13 protein-coding genes are annotated in these 13853 nt (G+C 69.3%); 6 read left to right on the top strand and 7 right to left on the bottom strand.

Annotated features, from left to right (window positions below; genetic code table 11):
* Positions 1–22: 22 nt before the first annotated feature.
* The 3 genes from O7616_RS03110 (at position 23) to O7616_RS03120 (ending at position 3501) form a co-directional block, all read left to right on the top strand.
* Positions 23–1576, top strand: a complete 1554-nt coding sequence (locus O7616_RS03110) for an FAD-dependent oxidoreductase (RefSeq protein ID WP_282305525.1) — start codon at positions 23–25, stop codon at positions 1574–1576.
* 66 nt (positions 1577–1642) lie between these two features.
* Positions 1643–2845 carry a hypothetical protein gene (locus tag O7616_RS03115; RefSeq protein ID WP_282305526.1) on the top strand — a complete coding sequence of 401 codons (1203 nt, stop codon included), beginning with the start codon at positions 1643–1645 and terminating at the stop codon, positions 2843–2845.
* Positions 2846–3057: 212 nt separating this feature from the next.
* Positions 3058–3501 carry an HNH endonuclease gene (locus tag O7616_RS03120; protein WP_282264158.1) on the top strand — a complete coding sequence of 148 codons (444 nt, stop codon included), beginning with the start codon at positions 3058–3060 and terminating at the stop codon, positions 3499–3501.
* A 69-nt stretch (positions 3502–3570) separates the two neighbouring features.
* Here the strand turns inward: O7616_RS03120 and O7616_RS03125 are convergent, their stop codons facing one another.
* Together O7616_RS03125 and O7616_RS03130 are read right to left on the bottom strand one after the other, a co-directional pair.
* Positions 3571–5331 carry a serine/threonine protein kinase gene (locus tag O7616_RS03125; protein WP_282305527.1) on the bottom strand — a complete coding sequence of 587 codons (1761 nt, stop codon included), beginning with the start codon at positions 5329–5331 and terminating at the stop codon, positions 3571–3573.
* A gap of 97 nt (positions 5332–5428) precedes the next feature.
* Positions 5429–6202 carry an enoyl-CoA hydratase/isomerase family protein gene (locus O7616_RS03130; protein ID WP_282305528.1) on the bottom strand — a complete coding sequence of 258 codons (774 nt, stop codon included), beginning with the start codon at positions 6200–6202 and terminating at the stop codon, positions 5429–5431.
* A gap of 251 nt (positions 6203–6453) precedes the next feature.
* Here O7616_RS03130 and O7616_RS03135 point away from each other — a divergent pair, with 251 nt between their 5' ends.
* Positions 6454–6999 carry a hypothetical protein gene (locus tag O7616_RS03135; protein WP_282305529.1) on the top strand — a complete coding sequence of 182 codons (546 nt, stop codon included), beginning with the start codon at positions 6454–6456 and terminating at the stop codon, positions 6997–6999.
* Here the strand turns inward: O7616_RS03135 and O7616_RS03140 are convergent.
* The 4 genes from O7616_RS03140 to O7616_RS03155 form a co-directional block, all read right to left on the bottom strand.
* Positions 6987–7631: a histidine phosphatase family protein gene (locus O7616_RS03140; protein ID WP_282305530.1), complete on the bottom strand. Its 645-nt coding sequence runs from the start codon at positions 7629–7631 to the stop codon at positions 6987–6989. The genes O7616_RS03135 and O7616_RS03140 overlap by 13 nt on opposite strands.
* A gap of 68 nt (positions 7632–7699) precedes the next feature.
* A complete protein-coding gene (locus O7616_RS03145) occupies positions 7700–8365 on the bottom strand; it encodes a DUF998 domain-containing protein (RefSeq protein ID WP_282305531.1) in 666 nt (221 codons plus the stop codon).
* An 11-nt stretch (positions 8366–8376) separates the two neighbouring features.
* Complete coding sequence (locus O7616_RS03150; protein WP_282305533.1) at positions 8377–8796, bottom strand: VOC family protein; 420 nt, start codon at positions 8794–8796, stop codon at positions 8377–8379.
* A gap of 35 nt (positions 8797–8831) precedes the next feature.
* Entirely contained in the window at positions 8832–9233 is a 402-nt protein-coding gene (locus O7616_RS03155; RefSeq protein WP_282264148.1) for an AraC family transcriptional regulator, read from the bottom strand.
* 723 nt (positions 9234–9956) lie between these two features.
* On the opposite strand from O7616_RS03155, the gene O7616_RS03160 reads away from it, so the two are divergent.
* Positions 9957–11705: an ATP-binding protein gene (locus tag O7616_RS03160; protein WP_282305534.1), complete on the top strand. Its 1749-nt coding sequence runs from the start codon at positions 9957–9959 to the stop codon at positions 11703–11705.
* A 48-nt stretch (positions 11706–11753) separates the two neighbouring features.
* Positions 11754–12908, top strand: a complete 1155-nt coding sequence (locus O7616_RS03165) for a Druantia anti-phage system protein DruA (protein ID WP_282305535.1) — start codon at positions 11754–11756, stop codon at positions 12906–12908.
* Between the two features lie 79 nt (positions 12909–12987).
* On the opposite strand, the gene O7616_RS03170 is transcribed toward O7616_RS03165, so the two are convergent.
* Positions 12988–13779, bottom strand: coding sequence for a hypothetical protein (locus O7616_RS03170; RefSeq protein ID WP_282305536.1), 792 nt, complete (start codon positions 13777–13779; stop codon positions 12988–12990).
* Positions 13780–13853: the final 74 nt, after the last annotated feature.

Genomic DNA, 13853 nt, shown 5'->3' on the forward strand with positions numbered 1-13853 from the left:
ACTGGGCCGACGGAGGTGTGCCATGGCGTTGTCGCAAGTGGTGGGTCGGCTCATCGGCGTACGACAACAGGTGGTGGACCCGGGCGGTGGTGGCGCGGACCGCGTGCCGCAACCCACCACGGCGGTGGTGGTCGGTGGCGGCATCGCCGGCATGTCGGCGGCGGTGGTGCTGGCCGAGCGGGGTGTGACGGTCACGGTGCTGGAGGCCGCACCGACGCTCGGCGGCCGACTGGGCGCCTGGCCCGAGGCGCTCCCCGACGGCAGCCAGCAGAACGAGCACGGCTTCCACGCGTTCTTCCGGCAGTACTACAACTGGCGGTCCATCCTCCGCCGGGTCGACAGTGGCCTGGGCTTCCTCAAGCCCATCGCGGGTTACCCGATCCTCAGCGCCAAGTGGCCGACCGAGGAGTTCGGCAGGCTGCCACCGGCACCGCCGACGAACCTGCTCGCACTGCTGTTGCGCAGCCCCAGCCTGCGCCTGGCCGACCTGCGACTGATGGACCGGGATGCCGCGTTGCCGCTGCTCACCTACGATCCGGTGCGCACCTACGCCGAGCTGGACGACACCACGGCCGACGAGTTGCTGGCCTCGCTGCGGCTGCCGGACCGGGCCCGGGCGATGCTGTTCGAGGTCTTCTCGCACTCGTTCTTCAACCACGAGGCCGAGATGTCGGCCGCCGAGATGATCGCCCAGTTCCACTTCTACCTGCTCGGCAACCCGGAGGGGCTGGCGTTCGACTGCCCCGACGAGGACTACGCCACGGCGATCTGGGAGCCGCTGACCCGGCACGTCGAGAAGCACGGCGGGCGGGTGCTCACCGGCTCCGCCGCGACCGGCGTGCACCGCGACGCCGACGGCTGGCGGGTGACGACCACCGACGGCGGCAGCCACCCGGCCGGTCACGTGGTGCTGGCCGTCGACCCGCCGGCGCTCGCCGCACTGGTCGCGGCCTCTCCCGAGCTGGTCGAGCAGGCACCGGAGCTGGCGGCGCGGATGCCCGCGTTCGGTCGGCCCGGCCCGCCGTACGCGGTGGCCCGCTACTGGTGTGACGGGGACGTGGCCGCCGAGCGGGCGGTTTTCAGCGGGGTGTCCCGGCAGCCCACTCTGGACTCGGTGACGCTCTACCACCGGCTGGAGAACGAGCCGCGGCGCTGGGCGCGGCAGACCGGCGGGTCGGTCATCGAGCTGCACGCGTACGCCTGCGAGCCCGGCGTGCCGGCCGACGAGCTGGCCGAGCGGATGCGCCGCGAGCTGGTCGCGCTCTGGCCGGAGGCCGGCGACCTGCGGGTCCGCGAGGTGCGGGCGCGGGTCGAGGCGCAGGCGCCGGCGTTCACGCCGGGCAGCCACACCTGGCGTCCCGGGGTACGCACCGACGCGCCCGGCGTCTACCTGGCCGGTGACGGCATCGCCACGGACTTCCCGAGCGCGTTGATGGAACGCTCGGCGGCGACCGGGATCATCGCCGCGAACCACATCCTGCGCGCGGCGGGCGCGTCGGCCGAGCCGGTGCGCTCGATCCGACCACGGGGGCTGCTCGCCAGGCGCGGCAAGCCGAATCGACAAAACCCGACATAAGCCACATAAGCTGCCGTACGCTCGAATGATCAACCGTCGATCGGCCGGGCGGGAGGGCAGCGGACGATGTCACCACTGCACCGCGCCGGCGGGGAGAGCGGCCCGCCGGTCGACGAGATCGGCCGCGACGACGCGTACCCGCTGATCCGCGACGAACGCTCCTGCATCGTCACCGCGTTGCGGCTGGGCTGGTGGATGGCCGACGCCTACCACCACGGGCAGCACGCGGAGCTGGGCGCTGCCGCCGAGGCGCGTCCGGCCGTACCGCCGGCCAAGCTCTCCAACCTCACCGAGATGTCCCCGCACCGACGGATGCGGATGTACCTCGACGGGGTGGACGTCGCCCTGGCCCAGATCGCCGAACTCACCAGGCACAACGGGCCGGTACCGGACACGGCCGCAGCCCGGGCCCTGCTGCCCGACCTGGACCGACCCGACACCGCCGACCCGGTGCCCCTACTGCTCGCCCTCGACGACCTCAACGTGGAGGTACTGCGCTGGGCGATGGCCACCAACCACCGGGTCGGCCTGGCCTACCGGCTGGGTCGATCGGTGGCCGACACCGTCCGAGCCGGTGACGCCACCCAGTTGCTGCGGCAGTTCGGCGGTCGGCAGATCCAGATCAGCAGGTGGTTGGACGAGTTGGCCACCGTCCTGCCGCCGTACTCCGCCGCGGTGGTACGCCGGTCGCTGGCCGCCTGGTCGAGCGCCGTCGACCGGGCCGGGCACGGCGACCCGGCCGGGCCGACGCCCGCCGAGCTGAGCCGTGCGCTACGCGGTCAGGGTGACCTCTGGCGCGACGTGCTCACCGGCGGTCTGCACCCGCGCGACCTGCTCGACGAGGAGGACTACGCGGTGATCGCCAGGAACCTGATGATCCGGGACCGCCGACTGGTCGCGCAGGCGGCACGGGGCATCTTCTGGCCGGTGCTCGTACCCGTGCTGCTGGTGCTCTTCGTGGTCGTCGGCGTGAGCGCCGCCGCAGCCGCCGGCTCACCCACCACCCGGGCCACCGTCGCCCTGGTGGGCCTCGGCGCCGGGCTGGCAGCGATCTGGCGGTCGGTGTCCGGGCCGGCGCTGGCGGTCGCGGGCGAGGTCAACCGCCCGCTGCTGGACAGCGAACTCACCGCGCGGATGGCCGTGCGGCTGAACCGGCCACTGACCACCGCGCAGGCCCCGCCCCGAGCGACGTCCCGCCGCCAGCGGCGTCCCGAGGACGCGGGCCGATCGAAATACGTTGCCGGTGTCTCCCCCGCCGACCTACCGTGATCGCGCAAGGTCAACCACCACCGCGGGAGCAGCTCATGGCGATGTCGCACGTCACCACCGTGCCGCCGGTGCTGCCCGGCGACGGTTGCCGAGCGGAAGGTCCCCGGGCGGGCCGGCCCGACTGACGCGTACCCGTACGCGCCGAGCCGCCCGTCCGACAGCCGGACCGGGCGGCTCTTCGCTGTCCGGTCACCATCTGGAAAGGAGTCCCGGTGGACGCCGTCCTCGTCGTCAACGCCGACCTCGGCCCGCTGCACCGGGTCACCGTCCAACACGCCGTCCGGATGCTCTGCCGCCGGGTGGCCGAGATCCACGAGGCCGAGCCGGACCGGGTGATCGGTGTCTTCCCGATGCCCCGGGTGGTACGGCTGGTCCGCTACGTGGTCACCAGGTGGCGTTTCAACTCCGGGCCGGCCTGGTCCCGCTCCGGTGTGCTGCGCCGCGACCAGAGGTGCTGCGCGTACTGCGGCAGAGCGGCCTCCACCATCGACCACATCCTGCCCCGCTCGCGCGGCGGCCGGAACACCTGGCGGAACACCACCGCCGCCTGCTACGCCTGCAACCAGCGCAAGGGCGACCGGACTCCGGCGGAGGCGGGTATGCCGCTGCTCCGGGAACCGGTGAACCCGGGCTGGGGTGCGCTGGCCGGGCGGTGACGGGCCGGCCGGCGGGAACGGGGGGCCGGGTCCGGGTACGTCCCGGGCCCGTCACCCGCCGGCCCCCGATCAGGCGGCACGTTCCTTGACCTTCGAGTTCGGGCGACCGTTGGGGCAGTTCAGCCGGATCTCACTGCGGTGCTCCGAGGAGGTCAGATCGACCTGGACCTGCTTCGCCGGGCCCGGGTCGTACGCCTCGGCCCGGAAGCCGGGGGCGGGCGTCACCGCGAGCACCTCGACCGACCTCCCGACGCACCGGAAGGTGACGGTCCCGCCGCGCGCGTCCGCCGACGTGTCGCCGCCGGGGGTCGGCGTCGGTGCGGCACCGGTCGGGCTCACGCTCGGGCTCGGGGCTGGAGTGCTGGCGGACGGGCTCGGCCCGGCCGGAGGGCCCGACCGGGAGGCAGGCGCGTCGGTCGGGGCGGGCGGGACCACGGCCGGTCCCGTGTCGTCCACGACGACCGGCTCCTCCCTGCTCGGCATCCCCACCGTGGTGGTGCCCGGGCCGGTACCCGTCACAGGCCCCTTCGAGCCGGGTCGGCGGTTGTTCGAGTCGCCGAGCGACCCGGCCATCGCCACCGCGGCCAGTACCGCGCCGCTGACCGCCACCATGGCCCGTCGCCGACGCCACGTTCCCCGCCGGGAGGTCGGGGCGGCGCTCGCCGCTACGGTCGGGGCGGCGCTCGCTGCTGCGGTCGGGGCGGCGCTCGCCGCTACGGTCGGGGCGGCGCTCGCCGCTGCGGCCGGGGCGGCGCTCGCCGCTACGGTCGGGGCGGCGCTCGCTGCTGCGGTCGGGGCGGCGCTCGCTGGTGCGGTCGGGGCGGCGCGCGGTGCGCCGTCCTCTGCGGTGCCGCCGGCCCCCGCGCCGCCGGCCGTCCCGCCCGCGTCGACGCCTGGCTTGGCGGCCATCCCGCCGGTGTCCGCAGCCGGTCCGGCGGCCGTCCCGCTCACCTCAGCGGCCGTCGCCCTCGCTTCAGCGGCCGTCCCGCTCACCGCCCCCCTCGCCTCGGCGGCCGGGCTGGCAGCGGCGGCGTCGAGCAGGATTCGGGCCGCCTCGACGGCCGGCGGTCGATCGGCGGGGTCGCGGGCCAGACACCAGCGGTAGAGCCGGTGGACCTCGGGCGGTACACCGTCGATCGGGGGCAGTGCCGCCGGTTCGACGTGCGTGTGGGCGCGGAGCATCCCACCCTGCGCCTCGGGGGGCCACGGCAGTCGGCCGGTGAGCACCCGGTGCAGCAGCAGGCCGAGGGCGTACACATCGCAGGCCGGAAGGACCTTGCCGGCCTCCAGCCGCTCCGGCGCCAGATACGCAGGCGTACCCAACAACCGCCCCTCGAAGTCGATCTCCGAGTCACCGGTGACCGCGGCGATGCCGAAGTCGAGCACCTTGGCCCCGGTCGGCGTGAGCATCACGTTGCCCGGCTTGATGTCCCGATGTACCAACCCCCGCGCGTGCGCGTCGGCGAGCGCGGAGGCCACCTCGGCGCAGACCCGCAGACCGGCCCGCGGCGGCAACGGCCCGACCGCCAACCGTTGTTCGAGGGTGTGACCGCCGAGCAACTCCATCACCACGAACGGAACCAGGACGCCGTCGACAGTCGACTCGCCGTAGTCGTAGACGCTTGTGACGTGCGGATGGGACAGACGGGCCGCCGCCCTGGCCTCGCCCTGGATCCGCTGCCGCGCGCCTGCGTCCGCTGCGACCAGCACCTTCACCGCGACATCCCGTTCGAGCACCTCGTCGTACGCCCGGTGCACCGCCGACATGCCACCACTGCCGAGGCGCTCCAGGAGCCGGTAGCGGCCCGCGAGCAACTGATCACGCTGCACGACCGACAGCCTGCCGTACCGGCCCGGTGACGGGCTACCCGGGATCGAGGTCTCGCAATGGGTGCAGCTCAGCCCGATCGCGCGCCGACCCCTGTGGTCAGTCGCCGGTGGGTGGCTGCCAGGCGAAGCGGGGCGTACGGCGCTCGGCTATCGCCGCGACACCCTCCCTGGCCTCACCGGTGGTCACCACCTTCCGGTGCCACCAGGCCACGCGCGCCGGCCCGGCCCGGCCGTCGATGATCTCCTTCGCGGCGGCGACGCTCACCGGCGACCGCTGGGCGATCGTCGCCGTCAACTCGTCCACCCGGGCGGCGAGCCCGTCGCCCGGCAGCACCTCGTCGACCAGACCGACCCGCAGGGCGCGTTCGGCGTCGATCAGCTCGGCGGTGAACAGCAGATGCTTGGCGGCGGACGGGCCCACCAGCCCGGCCAGGCGGCGCGTGGTCGGCCCCGGATAGACCAGACCGAGCCGGGCAGGCGGTACGCCGAAACGGGCGTCGTCCGCGGCGATCCGCAGATCGCAGGCGACCGCGAGCTGGGCGCCCCCGCCGACGCAGGCACCACGGATGGCCGCCACGGTCGGCTTGGCGAAACGGGCCAGCCGTTCCTCGGCGTCCACCGCGATGCTGGCGTCACCGGCGTCCAGCAGTTCGGACAGATCGCCGAGGTCGGCACCCGCGCAGAAGGCGTCACCCGCGCCGGTGAGCACCAGCGCCCGTACGCCGGGGTCGGGTTCCAGCCGATCGAGCAGTTCGGGGAGCTGACGCCACATGGCGGCCGTCATCGCGTTACGCCGAGCCGGGTTGTGGATCACCACGGTCGCGACCGGTCCGGTCACCTCGACCGTCAACTCCGCGTCCGACACGCCCACCTCCTCATCCGCGCCGCAGTACGCGACGCCGCCGACCGGCCCGCGACGCTCCCGCCTGCCCCGCGACGCCGACCGACCCGCGACGCTCCCGACGCCGCGCGCCGGTCCCGGCGACCATAACCGCGCCCGCCCGCGACCGGTCGGCCAGGGCCGCCGCAGGCGTTGTGCTGGGCGAGGCACCGGATCGACGACGCCGTCCGGAGGATGCCCTTGCCGGGGAACCGACGCTGCGGGCCGAGCGTCTGACGAGGATGAGAGCCACGTCGACAACCGGCGTCACCGTCGCGCTACTGGTCGCCCTGCTGGCCGGATGCACCAGCACCGACCGGGCCGGCACCGCCGGAGATCCTCCTCCGGAGACCCCCGCCCCGACGGCCACCGTCCCGGCCACCGGCACCCTCCTGCCGACCACCGCCCCGACCAGCCTCGCACCGACCAGCGCGGCACCCCAGGTGACGCTACGGATGTCCGGCGGCTTCGCCGGGCGTGGTGACTCCATCACCGTCGAGCCGGACGGCCGGTGGACCATGGTGGACCGGGCCGGCAGTCGACGCAGCGGCAAGCTCACTCCCGCCGACCTGGGCACCCTGACCAGCCTGGCCACCGACCCCCGGCTGGCCGCCGAGGCCGGACCGCCACCCACCTCGACCAGCTGCTCGGACGTGTTCCACTACCGGCTGACCGTCGGCACCAACGAGAGCGGGTACGCCGACTGCCCGGCCGACGCCAGCCCGCCGCCGGCCACCCAGGCGGTGGTCAAGCTGCTGCTGCGGGCCACCGGCACCTACACCAGGTAGTCCGGGGGCAGGCCGGTGCCCCGCAACTCCGGCGGGAGGTGGGCCACGTCGTTGACGGCGAGCAGGTTCGGCGGGCCGGAGGGGCTGTACCGGATCACGGTCAACCCCGCGTTGTGCGAGTTCAGGCCCAACCATCGCCGCTCCGGCGCGTCGAGGGCGTGCCGTACCAGCCAGCCGATCAGGAAGGTGTGCGTCACGACCAGCTCGCGCACCGGCTCGTCACCGGCCGTCGCCTCGCCTGCCGGTCCGGCGAACCGCCGCACGGCCGCCGCCGTCACCTGCGGCCCGTCGACCCGCTGGGCCGCCGAGAACTGCGCCAGGAACGTCGCGTACGCGGGCGGCAGGCCGGTCGGATCGGTGTCGTGTGGGAGGTGGTCACCGGCCAGCTCCGTCTCGTACACCGGAACCTCGGGCAGCGAATCGGCGACCAGCTCAGCGGTCTGCGCGGCCCGACGCAACGGCCCGTGGTGGACGGCGGCGAACCGCCGACCCCGCAGCCGTTCGCCGAGCAGGGTGGCCTGGCGGCGGCCGCGCTCCGACAGGCCGGAGTCCGGCTCCTCGGTCGCGGTGCCACTCAGCTCGGTCAGGTCCTGTTCGGCGTGCCGGGCGAGGTACAGCAGTCGGGTCACCATGTCGCACACCCCAACACACCGGGAGGCGCGGTTGCGACCCCGCGCCTCCCGGTCCCGCGCACGTCGGCTCAGTCGGCCTTTCCGGACGCCGCTCGCGCGAAGGTGACCGACACCCACAGCCAACCGGCCGAGACCGCCAGGCCGAACGCCACCATCACGGTCGGTGCCGGTCGGACCATCAGCGCGACCCAGCTCACCGCGAAGAAGACCCCGGTCGCCAAGCTGTACGCGGCTCGACCACCTGCCCCCTGCCGTGCGGCCCGGCGGGCCGCCACCACCGTCGCCACGATCAGCGACACGAAGGCGACCGCCGCCACCAGGAAGTGCAGGCCGCCGTGCCAGCTGATCTGACCGGCGCCCCGAGGCGTGCCCACCGGGAACCCGTCGGCCGGATCGGCGCTGAAGATCCCCGCCCCGATCAGGCCCAGGCCGTACAGCGCGAGCAGCCGAGGTAGCCACACCGACCCTGCTTCGGTACGGCGTCGCAGCGCGTTCGCGGCCAGCGCACAGAACACTCCGCTGACCAGAAACGTGACGATCTGGATCCAGCCCAACTCGCCGGTGCTCAACACGCTGACCGGATGCCGGCGGAAGTCGAAGCCCTCGCGGGTCGACGCCTGCACGATCGCCGAGACGGCGAAGAGCGGACCGGCGAGCACTCCGGCGATCAGCAGTGCACGGTCCCGACCGACGGCGGCCGGTCGTACCAGGGGGAGATGTGCCGCCTGACTCATCGTCCGCTTCCCTACGCCCGCGGGAACATCTGGCCGATGCGGATCTTGTTGCCGAACGGGTCCCGGATGCCGAAGTCGATCCCGTACGGGCGCTCGGTCGGCTCGTCGGTGATCTCGACACCCTTCGCCACCAGGTCCTCGTGCGTCTTGCGGGCGTCGCCGGTGGTCATGAAGAGGTAGCCGCCCAGGGCACCCTTGGTGAGCAGCTCACGGACCTGCTCGGCGGTGGCCGGGTCCAGTGCCGGCGGGCCGGGCTTCTCCAACAGGATCTCCCGCTCCGGGTCGCCGGGCAGGTTGACCGTCAACCACCGCATGAAGCCGAGATCCTGATCGGTGTTGACCTCCATGCCGAGCTTGTTCACGTAGAAATCGAGCGCCTCGTCCTGGTCGAGGACGTAGATCTGGGAGCGGCTGATCGCGTTCATCGTCATGCCCATAACGCTAGAGGCCTGCCGTGACCTGCGGCTTATCCAAAACTGCTGGGTCTGGTCCAGGCCTTGGCGAAGCAGGACGGCACGTTGGCCGCGGCGACGCGATGACGCCGGAAATCCGAGGGTGACTCACCGACGATCTGGCGGAACGTCCGGCTGAACGTGCCCAGGCTGCCGAAGCCGACGGCGTAGCAGATGTCCGTCACGTCGCGGTCGGTCTCCACCAGGAACGTCATGGCCCGCTCCACCCGGCGACGTTGCAGGTAGCGGTGCGGGGTCTCACCGAACGTGGCCCGGAAGGTACGGATGAAGTGCGCCTCGGAGACGTGCGCGATCCGCGCCAGCGCGGGGATGTCCAGGGGCTCGGCGTACGCCCGGTCCATCGCGTCCCGGGCGCGCAGCATCGCCCGGTTCGACTCCTCCACCGCCCGACTCATGGGCCTCCGTCTCGCCCGGTCGACCGTTACGCCCACCGATGCGGGATCGGGGGGTATAGATGGAGCCCCCGGCCGGGATCGAACCGGCGACATCTCGCTTACAAGCTCTGTGCACCGCGTCCGCACGCGTCCGGCAACGGCTGCATCCTGGGATGCCTCATAAATGCCAGTCCTCGTCCGCATGCCACCGTCCGGCACGGTTGCTGTCAGCGTTGCTGTCGACGGCCACCCCGCCGGTGGCCCCGCCAACTCCACAGGGAGGATGCGGCCTCCAACTGTCGGCGGCCAAGGCCGGCACCAACCTGCGTCAACAAGCAGTTGCGGAGCGTTGACCACCGACGATCGATCCCGCCACGCTCCATGCTGGCGCGAATCATCGATGCCGTGCTACCCTCCATCCACAACCGAATGAGCGGAGGTCGTCCTCCAACGCGGTCCAATGTGGCTGCAGAAGCAGAGACGATCGAGTCCCAGGCCTGAGCCGACCTTCGCAACTTGAGGAGGAGGCGAAGGCTTTTTTCATGCCCGGAGATGCCCGAAAGATCCCTTAGGGATCTGGTATCTCGGCGTCAGTTCACCTAGGGTCCGCGCGACGCGGGTCCTTCTGCCTCGACAGAGGCGTCTTGGGCAAAAGCCCTGACAACCAACACTTCGTAACGCAACGCGGCCAAATGGCTGCAGAACAGGAGAAGTCAAGTGGTTAAGCAGCCTAAGAGTGCCGAGGTGCACGAGCGGCAGCGTGAGTACATCGCTCGGGTCGAGAAGAGCGGGTTCGACTACGGCCTGACGGTCGCCAGCGCCTTCGTGCGCTCCATCCGGGATCTCGGATACAAGAGCGCGGCCACCGCGGTCGACGAACTGGTCGACAACGCCGTGGAGGCCGGTGCGCAGAATGTTCACATCGCGTTCGGCTACGGCAAGTCCAACGCCAAGCCCGAGTCTGTTGCCATCATGGACGACGGCTGGGGCATGGTGCCGTCGATGATCCGAGCCGCCGTGGTCTGGGGCGGAACCGATCGAGAGGGAAGCCGCGACCTCTTCGGCCGGTACGGCTATGGGCTGCCCAGCGCGTCCGTGAGTCAGGGCCAGCGCTTCACCGTCTACTCGCGGATCGACGGCGGCGACTTCCACGCGGTCAGCCTGGATGTGGAGGAGATCGGCGACGGCAAGCACCTCGTGAACAACCGGGTGGTTGTGCCGGAGCCGACCGTCAACCCGCTACCCGAGTGGGTAGAGAAGTACGCCGAGAAGTCCTTCCCCGGCGGTGCGGGGGTTCTCCGGACGGTGGTTGTATGGGAGAAGCTCGACAGGATCACGTGGAAGACCACCAATGTCCTCGAGCAGAAGTTCCTAGAGCACCTCGGTCTGACGTACCGCAACTTCCTGCGACAGACCAAGATCGTGGTCAACGGCAAGAAGTGTGAGCCCATCGACCCGCTGTTCACCACGCCGAACGGACGGTTCTACGACATCGACCAGGATCGAGCCGAAGCTCTGCCGATGCTCGAGTTCAAGGTCAAAGGGCAGGACGGCAAGACGGAGCACTTGTGCAGGCTGCGCATCTCCTACATGCCGTACACCTTTTTCGCGGTGGACAAGACCAAGAAGGCGACCGCCAGGAACGCCAACCCGCGCCTCCAGGTCCGACGCGAGAACTCCGGCCTGATCGTGTGCCGGAACGGCCGGCAGATCGACGTGGTCACGAAGAATCCGCTGACCGCTTTCCTGACCAACGACCGGTACATCGGCCTGGAGCTCGACTTCCCGGCCGAGCTCGATGAGGAGTTCGGCGTCACGACCGCCAAGCAGCAGATCACCATCTCCCCTCGGATCTGGGAGATCCTCAAGGAGAAGGGCTTCATGCGGATCATGAAGGACCTGCGGAGGCGCTACCGGGAGGACGAGGGCGACCTGTCCGCCGAGCTGGAGAAGACGCCCAGTGTGCAGCGCCCGTCCGAGACGGTGATGGGAGAGGTGAACGACCTTCTTCGCCGGCGCCCGGCCAGCGAAGAGGCCGAGCGCGAGGCCGAGGAGAACCTGCAGCGCGAGATCGAGCGGGCGGCGGCGGAGACTGGACTGCCCACCGAGGTCGTGGCGGAGAAGAAGAAGGAAGAGGTGCAGGCTCACCCCTTCAAGGTCACCACCGAACACGTCACGGGTGGCCCCTTCTTCCGGGCGGAGCAGCACGGCGGTCAGATGCTCCTTATCCTCAACCGGGCGCACCGCTTCTACACCGACATCTATGCGGCGGTCCCGGGCGCGGACGGCGCCAAGACCCGCGCCGGGCTCGAGCTGCTGCTGTTCGCGATCGGCCAGTGCGAGCTCGACGCGACCGGCCCGGTGCGGGTGGTGTACATGTCCGAGCGGATCGAGTGGTCGACTAGGCTGAACATGGCCCTGACCTTGCTCGACGAGCACATCGACCTGGTCAGGGAGACCGAGGACGACCTGGACGACGGTCTGGGCGAGTAGCAACGGGTGGGGGAGGCTAAGCCTCCCCCACCTTCATGAGGGGGGAAGGTGCCAGAGGCGGCGGAAGTCCGGCGGCGTGTCATTGCCGAGATGTTGGCAGCGGGCTTCGAGCTGCGCGGAGGGCTGCTAGTTCCCCCTCAAGGTGACCCGAAGGAAGTCGCTCGGAGTCTCCACGCTCAGCAACGAGCACAGGTGCTGGCAAAGTCACTCGACTTCATTATCGAGTGGGAGGACAGGCTCATTGACTACTTCGCCGACGGCAGAGAAGTTAACCCCTCGGCGATCCATCCCGTAGTGACTCCCGTGACCACCGAAGAACAGTCGGCTCTTTTTCGCTTCGCGAGCCTGCACTGGGCAGTGCCTGTATCCCAGGGTTACGGCAGACGGACCCGATTCCTCATTACCGATCGAAGCAATGGTAAGCTGATCGGCATCTTTGCACTCGGCGACCCCGTCTTCAATTTGCGAGTACGTGACTCTTTGATTGGCTGGGACGGAGCCCAGCGAGAGGCGCGACTGTACAACATTTTCGATGCCTTTGTGCTGGGTGCGCTTGACCCGTACCGGCAACTAATCGCGGGCAAGTTGGCCGCCCTGTGCACAGTCTCTGATGAGGTAACCTCGTTCCTCGAGGAGAAGTACAAAGGCAAGGTGACAAAGATTAGAGGGGAGGAGAAGATCTCCCGCCCCGTTCTTGTAACCACCAGTTCAGCCTTAGGTCGTTCTTCCATCTATAACCGCGTGGTTTTCTCCGGCCGGAAAGTTTTCCAGCCCGTAGGGTACACAGAGGGCTTTGGGCACTTTCAATTCTCCGACGAGTTGTTCCGGGATCTCGTAGATACCATCTCCGAGGACGAGTCGTACCGCAGTCACAAGTACGGTGACGGACCAAACTGGAAGATGCGGACGATCAGAACGGCCCTTGAGAGGCTCGGGCTCCCCGGAGACATGCTCAAGCATGGAATCAGGCGAGAAGTCTTTCTGGCGCCCCTCTCTATTGGCTGGCGCGCGTTCCTTCGGGGCGAGACTGACGTAATATCCCCCCTCTCCTATCCCCTCGACGACCTGGCCGAGCACTACCGCAAGCGATGGGCCGAACCGCGGGCTGAGCGGAGGCCGGAGTACCGAGATTGGGACCGTGAGAACATGCGTCTAACCAAGCTGTACGCCAAGCTTCCGGCGCGACAGATGCTCCTCTTCTAGCCACCTCTACCCGAGGCAGCGCGCCCTCTGCTTGCGGCGGTCCGGACGGCAGGGAACCCGCTCATCCGTGTTCCACGAGCTAGCCGAAAGTCTTCCGAGATCGAAAAAATGATTCTTTGTTGTTCAGGAACGCGAAGAATTCATGAAGGCTAGGAACGTCCGCTGCACCATTTTTTCTTGCGTCCATTTCGAGCGGGAAAAATAGTTCTGAGACGTGCCGTGCAAGGCAGGCGCAAACGACAGTACCCTCACGCTGGATTATCTCCATCTGGCTCGATCGAAGCGTGGCCTCACGAATTGTGCTTATCGGCGTCCCATCCTCTGCGGTAAAGGCGACGGCCGAGAACTCGCTAATCGTGGCATCTAGAAATTCCGCCCACCTCTCGTCACGCGCCTTCCTTTTTTCGGGGTACTTGACTTCTAGGATCCAAGACGCAATCTCTGAGTACCAGGCTTCTACCGGATCTCGCATACTCGTCACACGAGCACTTCCAACGAGGAGATCCATGTTGTAGTACCGAGTGATCTGGGCAAAGTCGGAGATTATGCCCAACGCCTTGAGCGAAACATCGATATTGGGAAGGCTCCAATGCAGCCTTCCCGCATACAAAACTCGGATTTCCTCTATTTTTGCGAACAGCTTCAACAGGTCGTGGGAGTACTCGCGTCTGAACTGCTTCTCTGTTGGAGGCCCCGTCCCGGCTGCGGTTCTTGCGTGTATCAGGATCGCTAGCTTCATCATCCTTTCCAGGCCGATGCTGATGCCAAAGAATGCCTGGTCGTACAGGCTCTGTTCGGCGTAGTTCGCCTTTCTCAGAGCAGTAAGGCCGGAGTAAATGGACGAAGCACCTATTCCCGCTTCTCGCAGCATGGGTCGCCAACTCGCCGGAATTCGCCGCATTTCCGCCCCTCCAGCTTGACGAGTACCAACATGCTCGTGAATGA

Origin of the sequence: Micromonospora sp. WMMD964, from assembly GCF_029581455.1 — a bacterium.
GTDB lineage: Bacteria > Actinomycetota > Actinomycetes > Mycobacteriales > Micromonosporaceae > Micromonospora.